The sequence below is a fragment of the Catenulispora sp. GAS73 genome, from assembly GCF_041262085.1.
GTDB lineage: Bacteria > Actinomycetota > Actinomycetes > Streptomycetales > Catenulisporaceae > Catenulispora.
The window spans coordinates 169,747-193,731 of record NZ_JBGCCM010000002.1 but is presented as its reverse complement, the minus strand read 5'-3'; the positions used below and the strand labels follow the sequence as shown (position 1 = coordinate 193,731).

Annotated in this window: 14 protein-coding genes; 6 read left to right on the top strand and 8 right to left on the bottom strand. The window is 66.0% G+C overall.

Going from position 1 to position 23,985, the window contains the following annotated elements; all coding sequences use genetic code 11:
- Nucleotides 1-172: 172 nt before the first annotated feature.
- Nucleotides 173-2,212: a hypothetical protein gene (locus ABH935_RS03320; protein WP_370376271.1), complete on the bottom strand. Its 2,040-nt coding sequence runs from the start codon at nucleotides 2,210-2,212 to the stop codon at nucleotides 173-175.
- Nucleotides 2,213-2,478: 266 nt separating this feature from the next.
- On the opposite strand from ABH935_RS03320, the gene ABH935_RS03315 reads away from it, so the two are divergent.
- From ABH935_RS03315 to ABH935_RS03300, 4 genes are all read left to right on the top strand, one after another.
- Nucleotides 2,479-3,108, top strand: a complete 630-nt coding sequence (locus ABH935_RS03315; protein ID WP_370376270.1) for a hypothetical protein — start codon at nucleotides 2,479-2,481, stop codon at nucleotides 3,106-3,108.
- Between the two features lie 190 nt (nucleotides 3,109-3,298).
- Nucleotides 3,299-3,763: a hypothetical protein gene (locus ABH935_RS03310; RefSeq protein ID WP_370376269.1), complete on the top strand. Its 465-nt coding sequence runs from the start codon at nucleotides 3,299-3,301 to the stop codon at nucleotides 3,761-3,763.
- Nucleotides 3,760-3,948, top strand: coding sequence for a hypothetical protein (locus ABH935_RS03305; RefSeq protein ID WP_370376268.1), 189 nt, complete (start codon nucleotides 3,760-3,762; stop codon nucleotides 3,946-3,948). The genes ABH935_RS03310 and ABH935_RS03305 overlap by 4 nt, the downstream gene beginning before the upstream one ends.
- Nucleotides 3,949-4,017: 69 nt before the next feature.
- Nucleotides 4,018-4,515 (top strand): hypothetical protein, encoded by a 498-nt coding sequence (locus ABH935_RS03300; protein ID WP_370376267.1) that lies wholly within the window; start codon nucleotides 4,018-4,020, stop codon nucleotides 4,513-4,515.
- A 156-nt stretch (nucleotides 4,516-4,671) separates the two neighbouring features.
- On the opposite strand, the gene ABH935_RS03295 is transcribed toward ABH935_RS03300, so the two are convergent.
- The 5 genes from ABH935_RS03295 to ABH935_RS03275 form a co-directional block, all read right to left on the bottom strand.
- Nucleotides 4,672-7,869 carry a tetratricopeptide repeat protein gene (locus ABH935_RS03295; protein ID WP_370376266.1) on the bottom strand — a complete coding sequence of 1,066 codons (3,198 nt, stop codon included), beginning with the start codon at nucleotides 7,867-7,869 and terminating at the stop codon, nucleotides 4,672-4,674.
- A gap of 62 nt (nucleotides 7,870-7,931) precedes the next feature.
- Nucleotides 7,932-8,258: a trypco2 family protein gene (locus ABH935_RS03290; protein WP_370376265.1), complete on the bottom strand. Its 327-nt coding sequence runs from the start codon at nucleotides 8,256-8,258 to the stop codon at nucleotides 7,932-7,934.
- Between the two features lie 1,041 nt (nucleotides 8,259-9,299).
- On the bottom strand, nucleotides 9,300-9,773 hold the full coding sequence (locus tag ABH935_RS03285) for a hypothetical protein (protein WP_370376264.1): 474 nt from the start codon (nucleotides 9,771-9,773) through the stop codon (nucleotides 9,300-9,302).
- Nucleotides 9,774-10,004: 231 nt separating this feature from the next.
- The gene (locus ABH935_RS03280; RefSeq protein ID WP_370376263.1) at nucleotides 10,005-10,472 is read right to left on the bottom strand and encodes a hypothetical protein; all 468 of its coding nucleotides are present in this window, start codon (nucleotides 10,470-10,472) and stop codon (nucleotides 10,005-10,007) included.
- Between the two features lie 71 nt (nucleotides 10,473-10,543).
- Nucleotides 10,544-16,600: an RHS repeat-associated core domain-containing protein gene (locus tag ABH935_RS03275; protein WP_370376262.1), complete on the bottom strand. Its 6,057-nt coding sequence runs from the start codon at nucleotides 16,598-16,600 to the stop codon at nucleotides 10,544-10,546.
- Nucleotides 16,601-16,673: 73 nt separating this feature from the next.
- On the opposite strand from ABH935_RS03275, the gene ABH935_RS03270 reads away from it, so the two are divergent.
- Both ABH935_RS03270 and ABH935_RS03265 read left to right on the top strand, forming a co-directional pair.
- A complete protein-coding gene (locus tag ABH935_RS03270) occupies nucleotides 16,674-17,132 on the top strand; it encodes a hypothetical protein (RefSeq protein WP_370376261.1) in 459 nt (152 codons plus the stop codon).
- 261 nt (nucleotides 17,133-17,393) lie between these two features.
- Nucleotides 17,394-22,115, top strand: coding sequence for a LamG domain-containing protein (locus ABH935_RS03265; RefSeq protein ID WP_370376260.1), 4,722 nt, complete (start codon nucleotides 17,394-17,396; stop codon nucleotides 22,113-22,115).
- Here the strand turns inward: ABH935_RS03265 and ABH935_RS03260 are convergent.
- Together ABH935_RS03260 and ABH935_RS03255 are read right to left on the bottom strand one after the other, a co-directional pair.
- Entirely contained in the window at nucleotides 22,102-23,160 is a 1,059-nt protein-coding gene (locus tag ABH935_RS03260) for an IS256 family transposase (protein WP_370376558.1), read from the bottom strand. The two genes, ABH935_RS03265 and ABH935_RS03260, sit on opposite strands and share 14 nt — an antisense overlap.
- Before the next feature lie 246 nt (nucleotides 23,161-23,406).
- Nucleotides 23,407-23,697, bottom strand: a complete 291-nt coding sequence (locus ABH935_RS03255; protein ID WP_370376259.1) for a hypothetical protein — start codon at nucleotides 23,695-23,697, stop codon at nucleotides 23,407-23,409.
- Between the last annotated feature and the right edge of the window lie 288 nt (nucleotides 23,698-23,985).

The following is a 23,985-nucleotide window of genomic DNA, read 5'->3' as shown; positions in this document are numbered from 1 at the left end:
CTTCGAGTGCGATCACGATCGCGCCTTTGGCGGTCAGCCACGTTCTTCTAGCTCTGCGACCAGCGTGATCACGGAATGAGGGTCGAAAGCATTCTGAATTGCAGCAAACGCTGACCGTCGAACCGATAACTTCCCAAGGCCTGAATGTTGCAAACTTGAAGCAATCTCTTGTTCAACGATCCCAGCCTGATGACGTGGGGCTGGTCAAGTATTGAGCGTTTAGGTGGGAGGAAGTCGCTCCCTTCAGTTCTTTGATGAGGTTCTGTTGGCGAACACTGAGCTCATCGACGATCTGCATTGCTGACCAACCCGCCTTCGCCGGGTCATGGGCTGCGGCAGCCTGGTACCAGTTGCCGAGGAATTCGAGCGTCATATCTACCAGAGCGCAGGCGCCATGCGCGTCAAGTTCATCCGATTCGGACTCGAATGAGCCAGTATGCAACGCAAGATTGCGTATTGTGTAAAGCCAGTTAAGCATCGCCTTGAAGCGCCCCTGGCATTCCTCGAGCCAGTCCGCAGTCTCGCTGAGGCTGGCCAGGCGTCCTCGCCACGCAATGATTTCAGCAGCAGCCAGGCCGCCGATAGTGCCACATAGTGAGGAAACTGCTGCATGGGCAGCGGTCAGAGCGGCGTGCGGTGCCCTGGGCAGCGGTTCCATTAGCTCAAGCCATCGATTTACGTCGTCAAGCCAGAACCAGTCCGTCAGAGCGCAATACGCGTCCAAGTCACTCAGCGGCTGTACGCACTCGCCCCGCAAGTCGGCAAGGAACGTCTCGCTCGCACTCAATTCGGTGCGAGCCGCGAGAACCTTCTTGGCGACCGTATCTGCTTTCACCGACTTCGCGAGCTGTGCCTTAATCGCATACCGCTCCAGCTTCCGTAACGTTCTGGCTGCTCGCTTGTTCCTGCGCTCGGCCGCTAGCAGCGCTCCTTTGACGGTGTTGCGTAGACCGTCGTGCGTGCCAACGAGCTGCTGGCGTAGTGCGACGAGGCTCAAGGCGTTTGCGAGGGTCTCGACGTTCGTAGCCTTCAGCCCGAAGGATTCAAGTGCCACCCAGCTAAGTCCCGCGCGCGCCATCGGTGCTTCGGTTGTCCGGGCGATATGGGAAGAGCGCAGGCTCTCGCGGATCTCCAACGGCCAGTGCGTAGTGAGTGGGCGTACGGAGTCTCGCCGGGGCCCGTGGGTGCTAAATCGTGCGCATGTTTGGGAATCATGGGAGAAGACCATCGACTCGGGTCCAAGCCGTAGATCGGAGAGCCGATTGCCGGCCACGTACTGATCAAGGACCTCGATAATTCTTCTACGAGCGCGCACCGCGGCCGCACCCAGGTCCGGTGCTACTACGTGGAAGCTCAATACAACCGCGCCGTCCGAAGACGCGGCCTGGACGCTCGGGGCGCCCCGGCGCTCGCTGAGCGCTTGTTGAACGAACTGCAGCAACTGGGGCATGCGATGGCCTGGTCCGCTCGGCGCTGCGGCGAGGGGAAACTGATGCACGTCTGTGTCGACGCCCATCAGTGCATCGAGTGCGATCAGCTTGTGGGTCCCATCGACCACGACCGTCGCCCGATAACGCCGGTCCTGGGAGTAGAGCGCTTGTAAGATCTCTGGCGCGGTAATATTTCCACGCCTTATCGTGCTTTCCAGGTCCACCTTCGCGTGATCATGTGTACGGCCTCGCTGGATGCTGAGCGCTCCGATCTCCACCGCGATCCGTTCCAGACTCCGCGGTGCTCCTCCCCGGTCCCACAATTCCTCGAATATTGTCTCGACCGCCGTCGTCAGGCCGGGAGCGGCGGCATCCAGGCGAGCAGCGAACGCCGCACATGCTCTCAGATCATTCAGGCCTTGCTCTCCTCCGCGGAAGATGTCGGTAAACACATTGCGCGTTGCGATAATTCCGGCAGGTGGCTGACGCGAGTCAATCAAGGAGTCGATAGCTGCGGATGCAGACTCCTGAATCTTGAATGCGAGCCTGGCGTAAGGCTGATGCTGACCGCCGCCTCGCGGTGGAAGTGTCCGTGCGTGCAGCACCGCCCGGGCGTGGGCCACGGCGAGCACCGACGCGTTCGCCGAGGCTGCATGCCAGCTGAGATGCGCAATCGGCTGGATGGCCAGCAGTATTCTTCGCAGAAGAGCGCGCCGGTGGTCTGCAAGGCGCGCAGCATCGAAGCTCTCGATAAGGCTTCCCTCGTGGCTGGCGCTTAACATGCCCACACGCTACTGGTCTCGCGGCCTGAAGTCTGGGTTCCACTGTGGAGGCAACCGTTGGTGTGTAGACCTACTTAGGGGCCGACCGCCACGGCGACGGGAGGGGGCATCGTCTCGCGGCGGAACACGTTACCGCCGCGCCCACAGGCTTGGACGACCAAACGCAAAGCCCTGATTCGATCAGCAACGATACGGAAACGCCACATGAGGGGGTCGCGCGTCCGCCATAGGTTTGCGCCTGACGTGCCGACCATCCGGGGAGAACCATGCGCCGTACTACCCTGCCTGCTGCCGCCGCCATCCTTGTGGCAGTGGCCAGCTGCTCCAGTACCAGCAGTCTGAAGTCGCCGCCGCCCGCCGGCCCCGAGGTCCAGACGCACTTGGTTTTTTCCGGCGCGGTCGCCACCACCGCAGCCGGATCCGTCGCGGTAAAGCCACCACTTAACGCCAAGGGCGACAGTTCCGACAGCGGCAGCGGTCCCTGGACAACTCAATGCACCTTCGCTGGGGGCAAGGCGGCGTCATGGAGCGCACAGGTCACCGTCACGACCCCGGGCAACCAGTGGACCGTGACCATCGACGACGCCGCCACCTTCGGCAACCCCGCCCCGGGCGCCCACAAGGCCGAGACGACGCTTGTGCGGGCCAGCGATGCCAGCGAGGGCAAGCTGGAGCTGGACGTGCGGTCGCAGAAGCCGATCGCCGCGTACCTGGCATCGGGCGCGGGTGAGGACAACGGATATAGGTACTACGTTCCGATTGATCACAACGGTGGCGACGCGGACGTAACCATCGATCCGGACTTGAGGTCGGGCACGCTGGACGCGTGGCTCACGCCAGACGCTCTCGGGAGCCCTTTGGTGTTCCACCTCACCGGTCAGTGGTCATGCAGTTAAGCATTCCGGACTGCCCCGTCTGGGACGCTGCCAGCCATCAATGTTAGGCCCTGACCTGGGAATGACTGGTAGCGTCGCCTATTCGACTGTCGCCAATTCCTCACGGCGGGGTGCTGCTGGCGTTTCCGACATTTTGTGGCGAACGTGGCCACGGCGGGCTTCGTCGGGAACGGCGCGTACTGTCAGCCGCGTGATGAGTGTCTTGGCGATCAGGTCCCAGTTCACACAAGCAGCGGACAACGCGGAGTTCCCCGACTTCAACAACGGCTACTACTACCCGGTAGACGCGCGGCTGCGTCTCATGCGGGATCCGGAGCGATGGGCGATGGTCGTCGAGCTACTCGGCTACAACCCGCGCGGCGGCAACCTTTTCGATGTGGTGCACACCTTCGGTAGCTGCCTGACCAGCGGAGAGCCGGGCTTCCGCGGGGACGGCAGCTTCTTGGAGCGGGTCGAGAATATGGACGAGGCTGAGGGCGACGAGGAGACCTACACCGGAGCCGGGTTGGTCGTGCGCGGTCGGCGGATCTTCGTCGAAGCTCCAACTGGAACGCGACGGAGCAGGCCCTACGCCTGCTCGTCCCCGCGCACCGTGATCTGCTCCTGGCCGACACCGCCGAGCTATACCGGCGGCTACCCGGAGATCTGCCGGTGATCCTGACCCTCGATGAGTGGCGCCATCCGGAAGGTCTGATGGACAACTTTGCCGACGAGGTGGATGCCGACGAGACTTTCCGAATGCTCGCCGAGGTAATGGAAACCGGCGACACTGCGCGTTACCGACCGCAGCGTCCACCGAACACCCACTGGTCCAACTGGCCGGAGGCTGGGACGCTCTGAACACGGCAACTGGCCGACTTCGGATGTTCCGAAGAGATGGGCGTCGTATGCGGCGGCTAGTCTCCCACCATGTCCGCAACGCCCGACGGCCAATGGCCGTTCGTCAGCCCGGAGAACTGGCTTGATGCGATCGACGATGCGCTGATCCGCCCCTTTCCGATGCAGCGGGAGCGGCATGGGAGCGGATTCAGCGCTCCCGGTCAGCATGAGGTGATCCTGCAGTGCAGCGAGGAATTCTGGGAGGAACGCTCGGCGGAACTGTTCGAGGCGGCCGAGGCGGAGATAGAGAACGAGCGCCAAGTCCTGGCACGAGAGCTCACCGGCCGCTGGGGCGCTCCTGAGACGCTCGATCTGGAGCCGTACTTTCAGGCCGTGGTGGCCGGCCTCCCGCTGCACGAATCGCTCGTGTACTTGAGCACATACGCGGCTGACGCCCTTCTTTGGCGCCGACCGAAGGAGGACCGATGGCTCGCCCTGTCCATCCTGAAGCACGACACAGAGCTGCCGTACGTGTTGGTGGCTTTGGTCGGCGCGCTCGGCATACTGATCGAGCCGCCAGCCGCCTAGCGGTCGACTACCTCTGGCCGGCCCGACGCCGTCCGCCAACTGACGCCCGTTCAGGCTCCTGACCTGGGAATGACTGGCGAGGTCATGTATTCAACTGTCGCGGGTTCGGTTGACGGCGGGCCTTGTGGCGTCAGTGCTGTCCCCTTGGCCACCTGCCTATTCACCGCTGGATGCATCCAGCCGCGGATTATCACTTAACCAGCGGCGGATTGCCTCTGCGTCTCGGGAGTGCCCGAGCCGGTCGAGCAGCAAAGCCTGCAGCCTCAGCGTGGTATGCAATCGCGTCATGAGGGCGGGCATCAAAGCGGTGTGGTGCTGGTAGCACTCCACGGCTTCACTCGTGACGGCAAGCGCTCCGGGATAATCGCCCTCTGCTGTTAGAAGCAACGCCGATAGAGACAGTGAGTTGGCGAGGTCGGGCTCGTAAGCGGCAGGGTTGCCAGCCGCCAAGCGGCGCTGGAAATGTATCACCTGCTGTGTAGCCGCCAAGGCCTCTCCGTACCGATCAGCCTGCGAAAGCCAAGTGCCGAGGTTGGTTAGCGAGGCGGCGAGGTCGGCCTCGTAGGCGGCAGGGTTGCCGGCCGCTAGCGGCTTATAGATTTCTACCGCTTGTTGTGTGGCTTCCAAGGCCTCCCCACGCCGACCAGCCTGCGAAAGCTGGGCACCCAGGTTGGTCAGCGAGCGGGCGAGGTCGGCCTCGTAGGCGGCAGAGTTGCTGGCCGCTAGCGGCTTATAGATTTCTACCGCCTGCTGTGTGGCCTCCAAGGCGTCCTCGTGTCGACCGGCCTTCGAAAACCGGATGCCGAGGTTGCTCAGCGAGGCGGCGAGGTCGGGCTCGTAGATGGCAGGGTTGCTGCCCGCTAGCCACTTATAGATATCTACCGCCTGCTGTGTGGCCTCCAAGGCGTCCTCGTGTCGACCGGCCTGCGAAAGCTGGACGCCGAGATTGGTCAGCGAGCGGGCGAAGTCGGCTATGTAGGTGGCGGGGTCGCTGTTCGCCAGCCGCATATGGATCTGTGCCGCTCGTTGTGCGGCTTCCAAGGCCTCCCCGCGCTGCCCGACCCCCGTAAGTCGGTTGCCAAGGTTGGATAGCGAGGCGGCGAGATCGGGCTCGTAGGCGGCAGGGTTGCCGACCGCCAGCCGCTCATAGATTTGTACTGCCTGCTGTGTGGCCTCCAGTGCCTCCATGCTCCGACCGGTCTCTGAAAGCTGGTTGCCGAGGTGGGCCAGCGAGCGGGCAAGTTCGGGTTCATGGGTGGTCGGGTCGTCGGCCGCCAGCTGCCGATTGGCGACGACGAGATCTTCGGCGAGGCGTAGGGCCAGAGAGGCGATGATACGGGAAGGGTGGGGGAGGGCTACGGCGGTCGATCGGATGCCTTGGCGGGGCAGAGTTGTGGTGTCCAGGGCATGGTTCAGTGTGTGCAGGACACGATCGGCGTCGGTGGCGCGACCAGCGTTGTAGTGTGCGATGGTGGCGCGGGCCAGGACCGTGATGGCTTGGGCCTGCTGAGCCGGGGCGGATGCGGCGAGCAGGGTCGGCAGGGAGATCTCGCCGCTAGTCAGGGTGCGGGATGCGTGATATTCAGCGATGCGGTCGGGCTGCAGGGAGCCCCAGTAGCGGTCGGGGTCGGCCGGGTACAGCCCGGCCAGCCATGCCGCGGCGTCAGGCACTTTGTCCGCGGGCAGGCCGGGCACCTGTACCAGGGTACGTTGTGCTTCATCAGCGCTGGCCGCCCCGCACAGGGCCGCGACGGCCACGGTCTGTTTCAGGGTCCTCGTAGACAACCCCAGTGCGAAGGCGGGGGTGTCGGCGCTGGCTTTCCAGAACCGCTGCTCGTGTTGCAGGAGCACTTCCTCCCCCGGGGCCCCTTCAGCGACTTGGACAGGGTCCGGACCGCGCTGCAGCAGTGTGACGAGAGCCGCCATTTGCAACGTCAGGGCGTTGTCGTAGCGCGGGTGGTCCAGATCATCGGAGGGTTTGAGCCCGCTGGCCAATAACTGCCAGGGATGGGCCGGCACGGTGGGTACCGCTGGTAGTAGTTGGGCCAGATCCGCAGCGGCGGCCTGGAACATCGCCAGCCGCTGCCCGGCCGGGCCGCTGGCGGGAACCAGCGGGGCAAGCGGGAGGACTGGGGCTGCGGCCAGCAGTGCTCGCACCGCCGGCACCGCCTCCAAAGTGTCGGTGCGCCATTCGCCATCGGCGCGAGCCAAAAGCAGCACCCGGCAGCGGTGCTGGGAGCGTGCCAGATGGGCCAGCAGACGGCGCAGCAGATATGGGCGGGTCTCGGCATAGTCCAGGACCAACAGCAGCGGCATGGCGGTGGCCAACACGGTGAAGTCCGGGGGGTCGTCGTGATCGGTCAGATCCGATCGTAGGTGCCCGGTAACCCAGCCCTGCCAGCTGAGCTGGTCGGTCAGACGGCGGCCCAGACGGGTCTTGCCCTGCCCGCCAGGCCCGGTCACCACGTGTACCGTCACCCTCGATGGCCCTGTCATACACCAGGTGTGCAGGGCTTCCAGCTCGGCGGTACGGCCGTAGAAGCCGACGGCTTCGGTGTCGGCGCGCAGCAGCGCGGCCGGGGAGTTCAAGTCCCGGTCGTAGGCGGCCGGTTTGAACAGACTGGCCGGCTCGACCGGCTCGACCGCTGGCTCCCACCGGCCGTGCTCGTCCACTACCGCACGGAAGGCAGGGTCGGCCAGCAGCACCGGAGCCGGGGTGGCGGACAGCCGAGTTCCGCCGTCGGCGCGGCGGTCGGCCCGGACTACCCCGCACAACAAGTCCCCACCGAAACCATCCTCAGCCAGAACCGGCGCACCGGAGACCCCCGACCAAGCGCTCCCGCCGCCCGGACCGGGCTGGAAAGGCAGGACGGGCTCGGTACTGCTGATCTCATACCGGCCGGCCAGAGCGCCACTGCCGGGCACGATACGTCCAGGCAGCACCTCATCCAGGCGCCGGCCGTCATCAGGATCCTTTTGCGCCCGCGGGAACCCTGGCACCGTGACCTGGACCGGGCGGGTTCCGATAAGCAGTCCGAACCTTTGCGGCGGACGGGAGACCAGATCGACCAGCGACTCCGGCACGGGCCAACCGCCGTCATTGACGACCTCGACCAGTGCCGCGTCCACCGCGCCATCCCGTCGTCGCCAACGCACCACCGCCGGGAACTGCCCCGGCCCGGCATCTGGCTGACATACCGTCAGCGCCTGCACGCCACCATTAGGATCCATGCCGTCTAGGACATGGTCGGCGGTCAGTACCAAACGTGGTGCGAGCAGATACCCCGACCCGAAACCCTTCCCGCCCCCGCCCGCCTTCGCTACGCGGATCTGCACTCGGCGGTCCAACTCCACCGGACCCTCCCCTCGCCCCGGGCGAGCCGCCCAGGTGCACTGCAGCTCGTCGTACAGGGCCGCTACTCGTCGTCGCTGACGTCGATGTCGCCGCCACCAGGCCGATGCGGGGCCAGCTTCACCGTCACCGTGTGGGTGGCCTTTTGGCCGTTGTCCTTCGTCCCGCCAACCGCAATCACCCCCCAGCGCAAGTCGCCCTTTGTGCCCTTGCTGCCGGTCAGCTCCAGCCCCAGCTCTAAGGTCACCTCGCCAACGGTGAACAACACCCCCTGATCACCGCTAGCTGGAGCAGACAGCTGCTCCTGCGCCTGGGCGATCTGCTTGCGCAGCAAAGCGATCGCGTCGGCCAGATCCAGCCACTGCTCATCCGAGCCATTTACCACGGCCATACCAGCCCTCTGATTCCCTAGCATTGAACCGCTACCGTACGTGCCCGGCCTAACCCCCCGCGACGGATCCCGCAAAACCAGGCCGCAACGAGACCGAACCAAGGGAGAACCCTGCCTCCAGCCGTTGCAGGGTTTCTGTCAGGATTTTGGCACCGGCCGAGCTGGGCCCGTGGACAGGAGTGACTGGCAGGCAACCGTATCCGATGGTCCGGAGCTGCTTGAGTCTTTCGTCGGTCTCAGCCGGGCAGTTGAGCTTGGAATGCAGGGTCGCTGTCAAGGTCGCGGGTGGCGTTTGACAAGGTTGCGAGAGCGGCTGCCGGGTACGCGCCTGCTCCTGTCGGCGCACTGAGGACCAGGTGTTGCTTCGCAACGCCCGGAACGATCACTTTGGACCGCCTTTTGCCGTTCGCATCTGATGCGATGTTGCCGCATGGGATGCGAACTGCGACGTACGGAAACCCGGCCGCGACGTCGCAGCACGTCTTACAAAGATCCGAGATGAGATGGACGAAGATCACCTGACGGCGCGGCTGGCGCTGTCGAGTGGCTCTATTCGATCTTTCGGTCGGTACCCCGCAATCGATACTGTGGGGCACCTTCGGAGTTGGCGACGTTCGAGCTGAGGCCGTCTACGGGCTAAAAATAAATCGTGCCGGAGACAACGAGCTGGGAGCTAACGCCCAGGTGGCGCCCGTGCCCTTCTGGGCGGTATCCCTCCGGGGGCACTGGTGTTCGGATGCCGCAGCCTTTATGAGCTGCGGCTTTCTGTTTTCCGCTATCGAGCGCGTGTGCGAGCGTGTGTCGCTGAGAGCCGCCCTGTGTCGGCGTTCGTGGCCTATCCGTGGCCTGAAAATTGGGCCCTTCTCTGCAGGTCGGCTGTCCTTGCGGCCCGCGTTCAGAGAGGTCTGGGCGCGGGCCGCAAGGGTCAAATGTTGAACTCGGCGACGGATACTCGCACGAACTTGCGTACGATCGGCTGTGTCGACTCAATAGTTACCGAATCATCCCAGAAGTCCGACACCAGGGGCGGGGCAGGCCGTGTCACGAACGCATGATCGAAAAACCCCCGCTTGGTCCCGCGATGGATGCGTACGACGGCACGTCGATGACGATCGCCGGCACTACGGTCACACCGGGCTGAAGCAGGCCAGTTGCTCGGTGATAGCCGTCTTGGAGGAAGTATCGACCTTCGCAGTGAGCAACAGTTACGTGTGGCGCGCCCATGCCCAGGGCCATGTTGACCGTCGACCCCTGACATCCGAACTGCTGCACTCGCAAGTTCTGATTCGTGGACGCGAATGTGATCGCGCGGCGGTCGAGATCCGGGGCCATGGCGATTTGCGTTCCTAGCAGTTGGCTCGGGAGGCAGAGGCCGATAAGCCCTGCCTCGTCACGTCCCGCTGATTCCAGGCGTTCGTTGAATCGACCTAGGTCGATCGTCTTCTGAATCGACTGCAAGTGGCGAAGGTCGACCCATTCGGCTCTCGGATTGCTGCCGTTGAAGATCGCCTGCACGTCGGGGCGACTTGCGATGTGATGCGGTCACGTCCGCGCTGGTGGTGTGTGAGGTGGCCAGCGGGTGATCCTGTTTGTTGGTAGGCGATCAGGGCTGCCGGTTCTGTATCTGGTTCGAGGTCCTGGCCTGTGCGCTGGATCTTAAAGACTTGCCGGTACCTTCAACCCCACCGGGTAGTACGAATGCAGACTCAGTGCCCTCATACCCTGTGCAGGTCCGACCATGATTGACTACCGGTGCCTCGTCGCCAGCAGGGCAATCAAGCCGACGCCGGCGGCGATGCCGGTCCAGAAAGTAAAGTAAGAAGGGCGATAAAGCCATCCAAGCCAGCTTGGAATCGGTCGGCTCCCCCTCATCCGCGCAGCGCCGAAACCTGCAATCGCCATGGCCGCGACCAGCGCCCCCGCAAATCCTAAGAAAGCGTCGGCGAAGAATCTCGACGGCATGCTGTTGAACGTGAGCGCCTTCGAGGTGATGGCGCTGACGAACCCGAGCAGGAAGAAGAGACCTGCCAATTCGAGCCACACGACGAGGGTCGCCGCCTGCGCGACCCATACCTGCATCCTGTCGGCTCGTTTGTTCCTGGCCACGACCCGACATGCCGCCGACCCGTCGGCGATGTCGAACAGCTTCAAGACCCGCTTCGCGGGCGAGCGGTCGGCCAGGGCGGCTGCGACCCAGATGTCAATGATGGGCATTCGTGTGGAACTTTCTACTGACTTTTTCCTTGTCCCGCGCTCACATGGCGCGGGACAAGGCTGATCTTACGCTAGCCGCCGAAGGCGTTTCCGAAATAGGTGTCCCCCCAACCGAGGAATGTCGCACCGAGGTTCGTGAACTGGGCCGCGTACTTCAGCCCGCTAAGGCCGCTGGACTTGGCGGCTGCCGCGGCCGCGTTGCCTTGCGCCTTGAAGCTCCATGGCCTTTGCTGCGCCGCCTTCGCGGCGCTGGCGGCCTCGCCCTCGGCGGCGAGCGCTGGCTTCTCGGCCACCTTGGCGGCGGCCGCGCCGCCAAGGCCGACCAGGCCGAGGGCCATGCCGAGACCGTCGGTCGCCGTCTTCAGGCCAGAGACGTTGGGGTCGTTGAGGTCGTTCACCGTGTTGATCGCCGAGTCGGCCGTCGCTGCTACGTCCGCAGTTGTGGCAAGGGTCAAGGTGACGGCGTCGAGTCCGGGCACCTCAGCGGTGGCCAAGGCCACGACGTCAAGGACGGGTGCGGCCTGCGCCACGACGTGGATCGCCTTCTGCCACCAGGGGCGGGCGGCATCTTGTGCCTTCTTCTTGGCGGCCGCGGCGGCTGCTGCCGCGGCTTGCTCCGCGGCACGCTGGCGGGCCTGCTCCAGGGCCTGGGCTACAGCCACGCCGTTCGGCCCGTACCAGGACTGCACCATCGTCTTGTACTTCTTCAGCGCCGGGTCGTTGGGGTTGTGGGCCGCGATCTGGCTGGGCGACTGCTGGGAGAACCAAGTGCCGCTGCTGCCGTCGAACCCGGCGCTGGAGTCTTGCCCGCTCTTCTTGTCCGCAGCGTCCATCGCCGTGTAGTTGCCCGACTGGACCTGCGTGCTCTGGACGCAGGGAGCGTTCGGGTCGACTCGGTTGCACATACCGGTGGGGTCGCTGAAGTCCACCGGGTCGCCGCCGCCGTATGTGTAGCCGCCGTACTGGTTGGGGTCGGTTTGTTCGACCAGCGGGTCGCGGGAGACGAACCGGCCGGCGTTCGCGTCGTAGGCGCGGGCTCCGATCATGTCCAGGCCGGTGGCGCTGTCGGTCGGCTTGTCCAGGAAGGCATGCTCGTCGAGCCAGGAGGCCGGGGCGGCGCCGCGGGTTCGGCCGAAGGGGTCGAAGTAGCGGCGGCTCACCTGCAGGGTTGCCGCGTTGATGGCAGTGGTGGCGGTGTTCTGCAGGTTGGAGAACTCGTAGCTCGTGGTGCCGTTGGACTGTTCCGCCACCTTGGAGCCGCCCGGAATCGGGACGTATCGGACGCCGGTGGAGGTGTTGCTGCCGGTGGCCAGGTGGATCTCCTGGCCGTCCAGGTACAGTACCGTCTCGGTCGGGTCCTTCTGCAGGAGCAGGCCGCCGGCGGCGTCGTAGACGTAGCTGGAGGTCTTGCCCGTGGAGGCGTCGCCGACCTGCGCGAGTCGGCCTTCAGCGTCCCAGGTCAGAGTCTGGTTCGCACCGGTGGCGAGCTTGCGGGTCACGGTGTTGCCCGCGGTGTCGTAGGTGAAGGTGTCGTTTCCGGTGGCGCCACCGCTGATGGTCGTGGAGCCCGAGGAGTGAGCACCGGTGGTGCCGGCGGCCGGGTAGGCGTAGGCGTGGGTGACGTTCTTGGCGGTGTTTCCGGTGACGTCGTGGTCGACCTGACCGGTGCGGTTGCCGGCGATGTCGTAGCTGAACGTCTGCCAGTACGGTGCCGGGCCGCCCACGGTCGTGCCGCTCGGCGTGGCATTGGTGCAGCCACCGATGCCCGGGACGGACGGGGACGCTGCGGTGTTCACGCCGCCGCTGTCGGTCCACGCCGTGCTGAGCCGCCCGGCGTAGTCGTAGGAGTAGCACTGGAGGTCGGTCGCACCGCTGTCCTGAATGTCTTTGGAGGAAGCGATCTGACCTGCGGTGTCATAGGTATAGGAGTTGATATCGACGGAACGGGACCCGTTTTCCTTGTCGACGGTCACCGACAGTGGCCGCGCGGTGGCCAGATCGTAGTTGTAGGTCTGCACCGCCTGGTTCGGCATGTCTCCGAGCGTGACGCGCAGTGGCTTGCCGAACCCGTCGTAGGTCATGCCCGACAGATAGTCGGCGTTGCCGCCGATCGACATCGCCAGGCCGAAGGAGTTGTAGGAGTAGTACACGGATTCGGCGGCCAGTCCACCCGCAGCGGGCATGTCCGTGTGGTCGAGCAGACCATCGGCGGGCGTATAGGCGATGGTGGTGGTGTAGGTGCCGGCCAGGGTGCCCTCGGCCGCCGGAATGGTGATCGACGAGCCGGTGGGCTTGTAGTCGGGGGAGTATCCCGTCACGGCGTTGACATACGCGGGTCCGGAGGTGCCGGCCGTGTACCGGGTGGACGAGGTGAGCTGGCCCTTGGCCAGGCTGTCGTACGCCCAGGCGGCCAGCTGCTTCGTGGCGTCGGTCGTCGACGTGCCGGAGTACTCCCCAGTCTTGCGCCCGAGCAGGTCGTAACTGAAGGAGAGCGCCTGCCCGCGTCCGTCGGTGGTGGAGGTGATCCGCGAGTCGGCGTCGTAGCCGGTGCTGGTGGTGCCGGCGTCGGGGTCCGTCGCCTGGATCTTCCGGCCGCGCAGGTCGTACTGGGTCGTCCAGACGTTCTTGCCGGTGGCGTCGGTCATCGAGACCTGTCGGCCGGTGGCGTCGTAACCGTAGCCGGTCACGTCCGCGTCGCCGGGGTTCCGGGTCGCGGTGGCGGTGTGATAGCGCCACAAGGCTGTCGTGTGTCCGCGGGCGTCGGTGAAGGTGCTCGTCGGGGCCTGCCCGGTGGGCGGGGTCACATCGACTTCGTCGGCGCCCGGGTAGGCGGTGGTCGTGCTCCACTGCGGTTGGGCGTAGGAATAGAACGCCGACACCGTCGGCCGACCTGATCCATCGTAGGTCGTCAGGGTTTGCCCGGGCACCGCGTTGTCGTTGACTGCCAGCACCGTCGAGGACGACGGGCTGGAGTTGTAGTAGGCGCTGGACACCTTCTGCGTCCAGCCATGGGAGTCATAGAAGGTGTCGACGACGTCGCGGCCGCCGGAGTTGTCCGGGGCGTCGGTCTGGGCCTGCCGGACATCGCCGAACCCGTTGAGGATCTGGTAGGACGAACCGTACGTCAGGTCCTCGTGCAGGGTCTGGGTCAGAGTCCAAGACGGTGCCCCGGTGCCACCCAGGTAGTAGCTGAACTTCTGGCTGGGGTTGTTGGGATTGGCGGCCTTGGTCCATGACGGCTTCCACACCGTGCTGACCCGGCCTAGCGCGTCATAGGTGACGTCGGTGACGTTGCCGTTGGCGTCGACTGTGTGGGTCGGCTGGCCGCGGCCCGGATCCAATGTGGTGGTGGCCTGCCAGCCGAGCGGGTTGGTGGTCACGATCTGAGTCGGCAATGCTCCGGTGGCCGGAGTGTAGGCGGTGCCGGTCACCGCGCCGGCCGAGTGGTTGGCGTCGGTGGAGTTCGGGTCGGTGGTGCTGGTAGTACGGCCGTAGGCGTCATAGGTGGAAGTGCCAATGGTCGCGTAGACCGGATTCCCCGAGCCGTCGTAGTGGTCCAGCACCTCCGAGGAAGTGGCGTCACCGGCGCCGGAGATTGAGCCGAGTCCGGAGTCGGCGGCCCCGTCGTACAGGCTGCGCTTGTCCGAAACGGTGTTGGCTGTGGTCGGGGTCGTGCCGCATGCGGCGGAAATACTCAGGGTGCGGCTCAGGTGGGTGAGCATCTGCGGGTTAGCGGAGGACGCGGCGTAGCTGAGGGTGGTGCAGATCTCAGGAACGCCGGGCGTGCCGTCACCTCTGTCATCAGTGGTGGTCAGGCGGTTGCCGCGGGCGGGGTCGTAGCTGTAGTCGACCTCGTGGCTGCGCCAGGCGCCGCCGGCCAGCAGATCACGGGTGACCGTCTTGGCGGTGTCGATCATCTTCGCCGCCTGTGCCGGCAGAGGACTGATTCGCGTGTGGGTGGCCGTGGCCGCACTGACGCTGGGCGTGTTGATCACGTCCGTGACCACCGAGCCGCCGGCGACGCCGTAGGTCTGGGTCTCCAGGGCGAACCCCGCGGCCGCGGAATCGTCAGGATGGACCCCGCCTTGGGAGTCGGTGACGTTGACCGTCTGTACGGTGCCGGCGGCGTTGATGTCGCCGTTCATGCCGCGCAGGTACGTTGTGGTCGTCGCGGTGACCGGATCTGGGGCCGTACCGGTGCTGACCGTGACCTGGCCGAAGCCGCGCCACTGGTCCCACACGCGCTGCGCCGGGTCGGTCAGTTCACTGTCGTTGGAGTGCCAGGCCGGGGCGCCGCCATAGGTGTAGCCGGTGGTACGGGCAGTAGTGCCCATCGGCTTGTCCGCCACGGTGACCGAAGTGACAACGTACTTGTTGAACCAGTCCAGGATCGGGGTGCTCTGGTTCGGCGGAGTCCAGTAGGCCGGGAAGCACAGGCTGTGATTGCTGTCCTGAGTCGGGAGCGACGATGGGGAGGAACAGGCAGGGACGCCCGCCACCGTGTCGGCGTAGCTGATCCCGACCGAGGCGCCGGTCTCGTCGTCGATCTCGGTGAGCCGGTAGTGGTTGTTCGCCGGCAGCCCCTGGCCGCCGACGGTCTGCCCCGGCACGCGGTTGGCGAACACGCCGCCATAGAAGCTGACGTTCGGCACAGCGATCGCGGCCTGGCCGTTGGTGGCCGTGCGGGAGACCGAGGACAGCCACAGCGCGGGGCGCTGACCGTCCCCCGGGTCGGGGAACGAGTGGTTCAGCGTGTAGGCGTCAACGGTCTGGTACGCGCTGCCGACCAGCACCTGGGTGGTGATGGTGGACAGCATCTTCGTGGTCCAGAACGTGGGGGAGTACACCGCGCACGAGCCGGTCGCGTTGCAGTTCTCATCCGCCGGCACATCGGGCCAGTAGGACTGGCTGATCTGCGCGGAGACGTCGTCGACCGACACGGGGCCGGTGTTGGCCGTCGGTGCCGACAGCGAGATCACCGCGCTGGTGTTGGACGCACCGGTGGTGAAGGTCACCGACCCGCGACTGTAAGCGGTGGACGAGCCGATGCAGGACGAAGCGGTCGTCCCGGCGGCGTCGAAGTTCTGCGCGGTGAGGGTGACGCAACCGCCGCCACCGAGACCCCAGGCGCTCACCGTGTAGCTGGTGGACGGAGCCAGGCCACTGATGGTCTGAGTGGCCGAAGCGCCGGCCGGCAGGTTCAGAGCGTCGGCGCCGGTATGGACGGAGCCGGTGCCGGCCGCGGCGCCGCCGGTACACGTCCAGCCCGTGCAGTTCCCGGACTCGAAGCCCGGGTTGGTGACAGCCGGCGCGCCGGTTGTGCCCTGCAGGTTCGAGAGTTGGCAGATGCTCGACGAGCCGGTGCACCGCTCGCTGGTTCCGAACAGCACCTGCGCCGCCGGCTTCGCGCCCGCCAGTTCCTCCGAGAGGCGGTAGCCGTAGCTCATCGAGGCGAGGGTGCCTCCCCTGGTGTACTGGGTCAGTACACCGTTCCCGCTGCTCTGACCGTAGCCGCGGTCGTAGTAGTTGGTCTCCGGGTTGTAGGCGTACCGGACCAGGTTGCCGTGCGGGTCCACGGAGAAGTCCAGGTTCCACCGCCACGCCATGGTGCAGAAGGAGTTCTGGCCGGTGGCTGACGCGTAGCAGGGGTCACCTGAATTCGGACTGTAAACCGGCTCGGTGAATGCGGAGTTGGTGGCGGTGTCTGCGTTGCCCCCACCGGGAGCATGGTTCAGGCCGAAGTAGTACGTCGTGCCGTCCGTGGTGGCGATCTTCCACGCCTCGCCGTTCCAGGCGCCGTTGGCAGCTCCGGTCACCGGGGTGACGGTCGTGCCGTCGTCCGAGGACAGACGATAAGTACCGGTGGAGTCGTCGCGCACGATGTCGCCGGCATGTCCGGGCAGGGAGACTGACAGCATGGTGTTGCCGGCCCAGCACAGGTCTGCCGAGCCGGTCACGCCGTCCTTGGCACACGGCTTGTACGTCCGCTCCACGAACCCGGGCTCGTATGACCAGCCGTCACCGACCCACGACGCCTGGCCGTTGGCCGCGGAGGTCTTTCCGTCGACGTCGCCAGAGTTGTAGGACAACGCAACCTGGGGTACTGCGCCACCGAGCGTGCCGGGCATCTGGACGGGGTAGCTGTAGGTGAACGCGCCGGATTCTCCACCGCCGGACCATTTGTCCGATTCGGACAGGGGTGTGGCGGTGTACGACCCGCCCGAGCCTGCCGGCGGCGTCGAGGGCGATGACGACCCGGACGTTGCCATCATGCTCAGGCTGCGGGTCTGGGTGGTCTGGGATCCGGTGGAGCCTGAAGTCGTGGCGGGCTGCCACTGCGGCATCACGGGATGGGTGCCCGACGGCTTCGAGGCGAGATTCGTGCCGCTGACCGAACTCGTCTTGGACAAGGTCGTGTTCGGAGGCGTCCAAAGCTGGTGCTTCTTGTACGTCGCTGCCGCAGCGATCGGCCCGCTGACCATCCCGGCGATCAACGAGACCACGAACATCCAAGCCACACGCGCGATCAGACGCTTCTTGATCGCCTTCGAGCGCGCGGTTTTCCGGCCCCAGGCCCCCATCGTCCCACCCCACCTCAGTCCACTGGCTCGACCGACGGTCGACATGCCGAGCGCCGGAACTCTAGGCAGTAATTGCTGAGCATGTCTAATCCTTGACCTGTAACCCACTGCTCGGTGAGCTGAACCGTTACCAAACCAGGGGCTGTGCCCGCGTGGCGACTAACGATTGGATCACCGGCCACCTCTCGGCTGCGCAAAAGCCGCCGCCGACTGCTACGGTCGGCGCCGCTAGTGTCAAGCTGTTTGTAAATGGGTGGAGTGAATCATGGGCCGGATACCCTCTTGGGGGTCTCAACCCCCGCGGCGCGGGCTTCGCGCAGGCCTCGCGGCCCTGCTCGGTGTGGGCCTCATCGCGGGAACGGTCGCGCTCGCCCCTGCCGCCGCGGCGACCGCAGCATCGCCGGCGCCCGCGCCGAGCGATCCGACTACCTGGGCCCAGGCCGAAGCCAAGGCGTCCGGGCACGGTGTCGTCGTGGACGCGCTCACCGACGAGTACTCCACCACGACCGCGAACCCCGACGGTTCGCTGACACTGAGCCGCTACGTGGACGCCCAGCGCGTCAAGCAGAACGGTACGTGGGCTCCGATCGATCCGACCCTGAAGGTCAATGCCGACGGCTCGGTCGCGCCGAAGGCGACCCTGAACAACCTGACTATCTCCGGCGGGGGAACCGGCGCTCTGGCGACGCTCACCAATGGCAAGGCCAGCTTGGCGTTCACCTGGCCGACCGCGCTGCCCGCGCCGAGCCTGTCCGGCTCGACCGCGACCTACAAGAACGTCCTTCCCGGTGTCGACCTGCTGCTCACCGTGGACCGCTGGGGCGGCGTGGAGGACACCCTGGTCGTCCGCGACGCCACCGCCGCGGCCAATCCCGCGCTGCGCCACATCCACGTGGCCAGCACGCTCAGCGGCGCCGCGCTGTCCACCGACGCCGCCGGTGACACCACAGCGACCACCCCCGACGGCAAGCTCGCCTTCAGCAGCGGCGACGCCCGGATGTGGGACTCGGCTACCGGAGCATCGAGCGCCGCTCCGTCGCGCTCCGTCGCGCCCGCGCCCGGATCCGGATCCGTTCCCGCGCCGTCGACGCCCACATCGCCGTCGACCTCGACCTCGACGGCGACCGGGCCCGGCGCCGGCGCCCACGTCGCCAAGATCTCCTCGACGCTGACCGCTGCCGGTGCCGATCTCACGCCCGACGTGGCGACCCTGACCGGCCCGAACATCGTCTACCCGGTGTACATCGATCCCCAGTGGGCCCAGAGCCCGAGCACGGCTCAGCACTTCAACCAGCTCACCCAGGCCGATCCCGCGAACGCCGCCACGTTCGACCGGGCCCAGCCCTCAGGTGAGGGCATCGGGTACCAGGACAACTACTACGGCGGCGCTTCCGGTGGCGGCTCGTATGCCTCCGGCGACCAGTGTCCCTGCGGTCTGGACCGTACCGACCTGCAGATCGCCATCCCCAGCGCGATCTTCGGAGCGACGATCCTGAACGCCACATTCCAGGCCGGAGCGCGCTTCGAGTCCGATCAGTACGCTCACACCACTCCGGTGTCGCTGTACTCCATCGGCCCGCTGAGCTACGGCCAGACCTGGAACAGCCCCCCGGTTCGCGACAGCCAGGCAAACCCCAACTACCCGAATCCGGTGGTGACCGGCAGCTTCTCCACCCCGGCCAACAACAACTACCCCGGCCAGGCGTTCAATCTCAACGTCACCAGCGCGATGCAGCAGGTGGCGAACCGTTCTTGGGGCACCTGGACCGTCGAGCTGGCCGGCGATGAGTCCAATGCGTACAACTTCTTCCGCATCGACCAGACGGCGGTCTACTTCAACATCCAGTACGACCGCCCGGCGTGGCTGGACACCTTCGCCACGAGCCCTGCGCCCATGAACGCCGGTACCAACGGCGGCTGCCCCTCGACGGGCAACGTCGACGGCGGCTGGCTCGGCGCGGCCACCGGCGGTTCGGTGAACGCGAGTGTGAAGGTCCACTCCTCGACCACCGCCAACACCTCGCAGCTGGGGGCGAACTTCTGGCTACACGACGACACCGCCAACAGCTACGTCTGGAACAAGCTCCCCAGCCTGGGGACGTTCAACGACGGCGACACCATCACCGAGTCGGTCGGCGGTCTGGCAGACGGCCACGCCTACAGCTGGTCGGCTGACGCGTACGATCACTACATCGAGTCCGCGGGCCAGGGTCCGTGCCACTTCTCCACGGACTTCACGCCGCCGACCGCCACGGCCGTCGTTTCGCCGCAGTACCCGTCGAGCGACTCCGGCTGGGCCCGCACGGCAGCCGGCGTGGCGGGCACCTTCAACCTGTCCGCCGCCGACCCCGGGACCAATCCGTCCGGCGTGTGGTGTTTCCAGTACGTGTTCGACGGCACGCTGTCCACGGCGGCAGCGACGAACACCTGCAACTCGTCGGATCCGCAGACGACGATGGCGACCAACGGCGCCGCCGGCGTGACGTGGACCCCGCCGTCCTGGGGCACCCACACCCTGCAGGTCAGAGCCGTGGACCGGGCCGGTAACACCTCATCGGCCGCCAGCTACTCCTTCTACGCGCTCAACGCTCCCAATGCGAAGCCCTCGCCCGGCGCCCTGACCGGCGACGGTGTTCCCGGCCTGGTGACCACGGATGGTTCCGGAGACCTGGTCCTCTACCAGGCCAACCTGGGTGTCGGCGCCGACCAGGCCGGGACCCTGGCTGGCGGCACGGTGCTCCTGCGGCCCACCGACAGCCCCAACGGTGACAGCTGGGCGAACTATCACGTCACGCACCGCGGCTCCATGAGCGGCAAGTACGTCGACGACCTGCTGGTGCAAAAGCCCGGCAGCACCACACTGTGGATCTATCTCAACGACGGCGCCGGCCACTTCAGCAAGGCCGGCTCGAAGCAGATCCTGAATCAGGGTGCGAATCTCTCCGCCGCGCTCCAGATCGTCGCGATCGGCGACGGCGACGGACGCACCGTCAACGGCTTCGGCAACTTCTCCGACTTCCTGGCAGTCACCCCTGACGGTTCGGGTGTCAACCAGTTGTGGCTGTTCAAGTACATCAACAACAGCCGCTTCGCGACGCCCGTGCAGATCAGCGCCTACACCGCCGCGAACAACCTGCTGGCGAACGTCACTGCGAAGAACCCCAGCCTGTTCGCCCCCGGTACCAACGCGACCGACGGCACGGCCTATCTGTGGTATCAGGACTCCACCGGCCAGGTCTGGCAACAGTCAGGCCTGAAGAACAGCGCTACCAACGCCATCGACTGGAACAACGGGATCGGCGGACAGGACCAAACCAACCACGCGGCGGTCAAGATCGGCGCACCGATGCCCTCGTCCACCTACACCCTGGTGACCTCCACCGGCAGCGTGACCGGCAACGCCACACCTGACCTGTGGGGCGTAACGGCCTCCGGCACCGTCGTCCTGCTTCCCGGTTCCTCAAGCGGCTTCGGCGCCGCTGTGAACCAGGCCTCGACCGGCAGCAACACGGGTCCGGTCATGTCCTGGATGCTCGGCAACGGCCCCATGGCGGCCGGGTACAACAGCCTGGACGTCAACACTGCCAGCACCGACACCACCGGACGCCACTACATCACTGGCGAGTACGACGCTTCCGGCAACAGTGCCAACGGCACTGGAACCGGCGGCGTGTGGGAGGTCGGCAGCCACGACGGCGGCGCCGCCAGCTTCGACGGCTCCACCGGTGTCCTCACGGCCGCCGGTCCGGTGATCGACACCACCAAGTCCTTCACCATGTCCGGCTGGGTCAACCTGACGGACGAGGTCAAGCACTACGCGGTGGCCGCGCGCAGCGGCGTCAACGCGCCCAGCGCGTGGCTCGGATACGACCCCAACATCAACACCTGGGCGTTCGAGATGCCGAGCAACGACTCGACGGCTCCGGCCAGCTTTCCCGGCGCGATCGCACCGGCGGGCGCCGCGGTCGCGGGCACCTGGACCCACCTGGCTGCGGTGTACACCGCCACCGGGCCGACCAGCGGCAACCTGGCGTTGTACGTCAACGGCGTCCTGGCCGGCACCGGTAGCACGACGACGGCGTGGAACAACTCGAGCACGGCGCTGACCGTCGGTGCCCGGACCGGAAGTGACTTCCTCAACGGCTCCATCGACGACGTCGCCGTCTACAGCCATGCAATCGGTGCCGGCGAGGTCACCTCGCTGTACACCGCGGGCAAGAGCCGCATCCCCACCGGCTACAGCGTCGCCCTCAGCGGTGTTACCGCGGGGTCGACCGTCTCCGGCGCGGTTACGCTCAGCGCTACGACCAGTCAGACCGGGGTGGCCAAGTACCTGAGCTACATCGTGTCGGGCCCCAGCTACACCGAGGTGTTCGGCGGTGCCGAGACCGCCGCGACCAGCGGCACCGGTGGCCAGTTCGCGGGCGTCAGCCTGCCCACAGCGACCCTCGCCGACGGCTCGTACACGATCACGCCCCGGGCGACCATGCAGAACGGAGGGACCCAGGACTTCCCCGCGGTGTCGTTCACGATCAGCAACAACCCGGGACACAGCGCTCTGATCAAGCGCTCCGACAGCCCCGAGATCTCCGTCTACACCGGCAACGCCCGGGTCGTATATACCGACTGGAACGATCTCGTCGCGGGCTACGGGTCGTCGCCGACCATCATCACCGTTACCGACGCCTGGTACAACAGCCTGCCCACCACGCCGACGCCCGGCACGCTCGTCAAAAGCGCCGGAGCCCCGGACATCGGGGTGTACGCGGGCGGCGCCAACCTGAAGTTCACCAATTGGAACGACCTGGTCGCCGGTTATGGAACCACACCGCCGACCATCATCGTGCCGACGTACTTCTGGAGCGGTCTGACCGCCACCCCGGCGGACGGCACGCTGATCAAGAAGGCTGGCAGCGTTCAGATCTGGAAATACGAGGCTGCTACCAACACCAAGTTCGCCGAAAGCATGGACGACCTCATCGCCACCTATGGCACGGCCGTGCCGCCGATCAGCGTGGCTCCCACCGGCTACGTCGACGGGCTGGCCGTCAGCACCACCTGACTCTCCGGAAGGGATGAAATGAACCGAGGCCGGCCGCTCCACGCGGCCGGCCTCGGCTTCTTTGGGATTCAGGGACCCCCGGGGCGAGCAAGTAGTGCATCTGCGAATGCTCGACCAGGTGAGACTGCGCGAACGCTTTGACCGCCGCCTGGGCGCGTTCCTTATCCTCGGCGTTGTAGATCTCGGCGATAGCCGCCTTGGCCGCTGGGTGGGTGGACTTCGGTAGAGCATCCAACACGTTCGCAGTTTTGTGCACCCAGCAGCGCTGTTCCCGTGATTCAGGGAAGACCTCCCGCAGCGTCTTCCAGAACCCCAGCGTGCCGTCGCCGACGGCCAGGTGCGGGGCGCGCATCCCGCGCAGGGCGCAGCCACGCAGCAAACTCGCCCATGACTCGCCGGGCTCCCGGTAGCCAGAGTCCAGGGCTATCAGCTCCTTGCTGTCGTCAGCCCTGACCCCGACCAGGACCGGCACGCACGCTTTGGCCTCGTCCAGCCGGACCATCAGATGCACCCCGTCGGCCCAGACGTAGACGAAGTCCAGCCCGAACAGATCTCGGCGCTGGAACGCCTGATGGTCCTCGGTCCAGGTCGCGGTCAGCCGAGACACCGCCGCTGCCGACAGGCCGGCGGTCGAGCCGAGGAACTTCTCGAGAGCCGGCACGAAGTCCCCGGTCGACAACTCGTACAGATACAACAGCGGCAACACATCGGCCACCTTCGGGCTCTTACGCGCCCACGGCGGCAGGATTGCCGAGGAGAACCGTTTGCGCTCACCGGTGGCCGGGTCGACCCGCTTGTCGTTCACCCGAGGCGCCTTCACCGCTACCGGACCCGCGGCCGTCGCGACGGTCCGTTCGGCGTGGTAGCCGTTGCGCAACACGAAACGCCGCCCGCGCTCGTCACGCTGCTCAGCCAGCTCGGCGAGGTAGGCGTTGACCTCGGCCTCCAGCGCGGCGGCCGCCATCCGCCGGGCTCCCTCACGCACGATCTCATCGATCAGGGAGCCGGACTCCGTCGAGCCGTCGGCGTTGACTAACGTAAGAATGGGCGTGCCCTCCGAGCCGACGTTGGCGCGTCGGCCTACTCAGTGACCTTCGAAACGATCACTCGGGAGGGTAGGCCCTCACCGAGTCGATCCACAGGTACTGAGCCTTGCTCGTGGTTGGTGGCGCTGCCTTTGATCTGTGCGGCGCCGACCGCCTGCATCAGCTAATGGGGGCACATACGTTCAACCGGCTGCTCAAGGCCCCTCACCTCGGTGAAGGGCCTCTTCTATGTCCGCGGCGGTGGGTCACCTCATGTCAGCCTGGGTCACGCTATGACCACGGCTGTGGTTGAGCTGTGGTTGACCCAACAGCCATGCGGCAGCGCGTCGGATGGCCATTCCTTCATCCCGAACCTGTCCGTCGCCGCGCTGGACAAGGATGATGCGAACCAGGTCGGAGGGGCCGGGACGATACGCGCGCAGCGCCAGGGCCTCCTCGGGGTGAAGTCCGCCGTAGTAGTTGAGCGCGAACATCACCTTCAGGTGCCGACCGCGGGCACGCTGGTAGCTGCCGATGTAGGTGACGGTGGTCAGCACTTGCTGGAGCTGGTCTGGGCTGCACGCGAGGTCCTGGTTGAGAGGAGCCCGCCTGGGGAGGGCTTCTCGTTCAGCTTGGGCAGTAATGGCGTGGCCAATCAGATTGGTGAGGACTTCCCGTCGGCGCCTGAACCTCTCAGGCGCGTCGAGTCGTTCCGGTTGACCTTCAAGGTGTCCAAGGCTCGGCGCGCGGTGCGTCCCCGTTCGAGATCCTGCGACGGCTGCGATGCCTTGGCGATCCACAGGCGAGCAGCCTTCTGATCAGCTGGCACTTTCGGCGGATCCTGA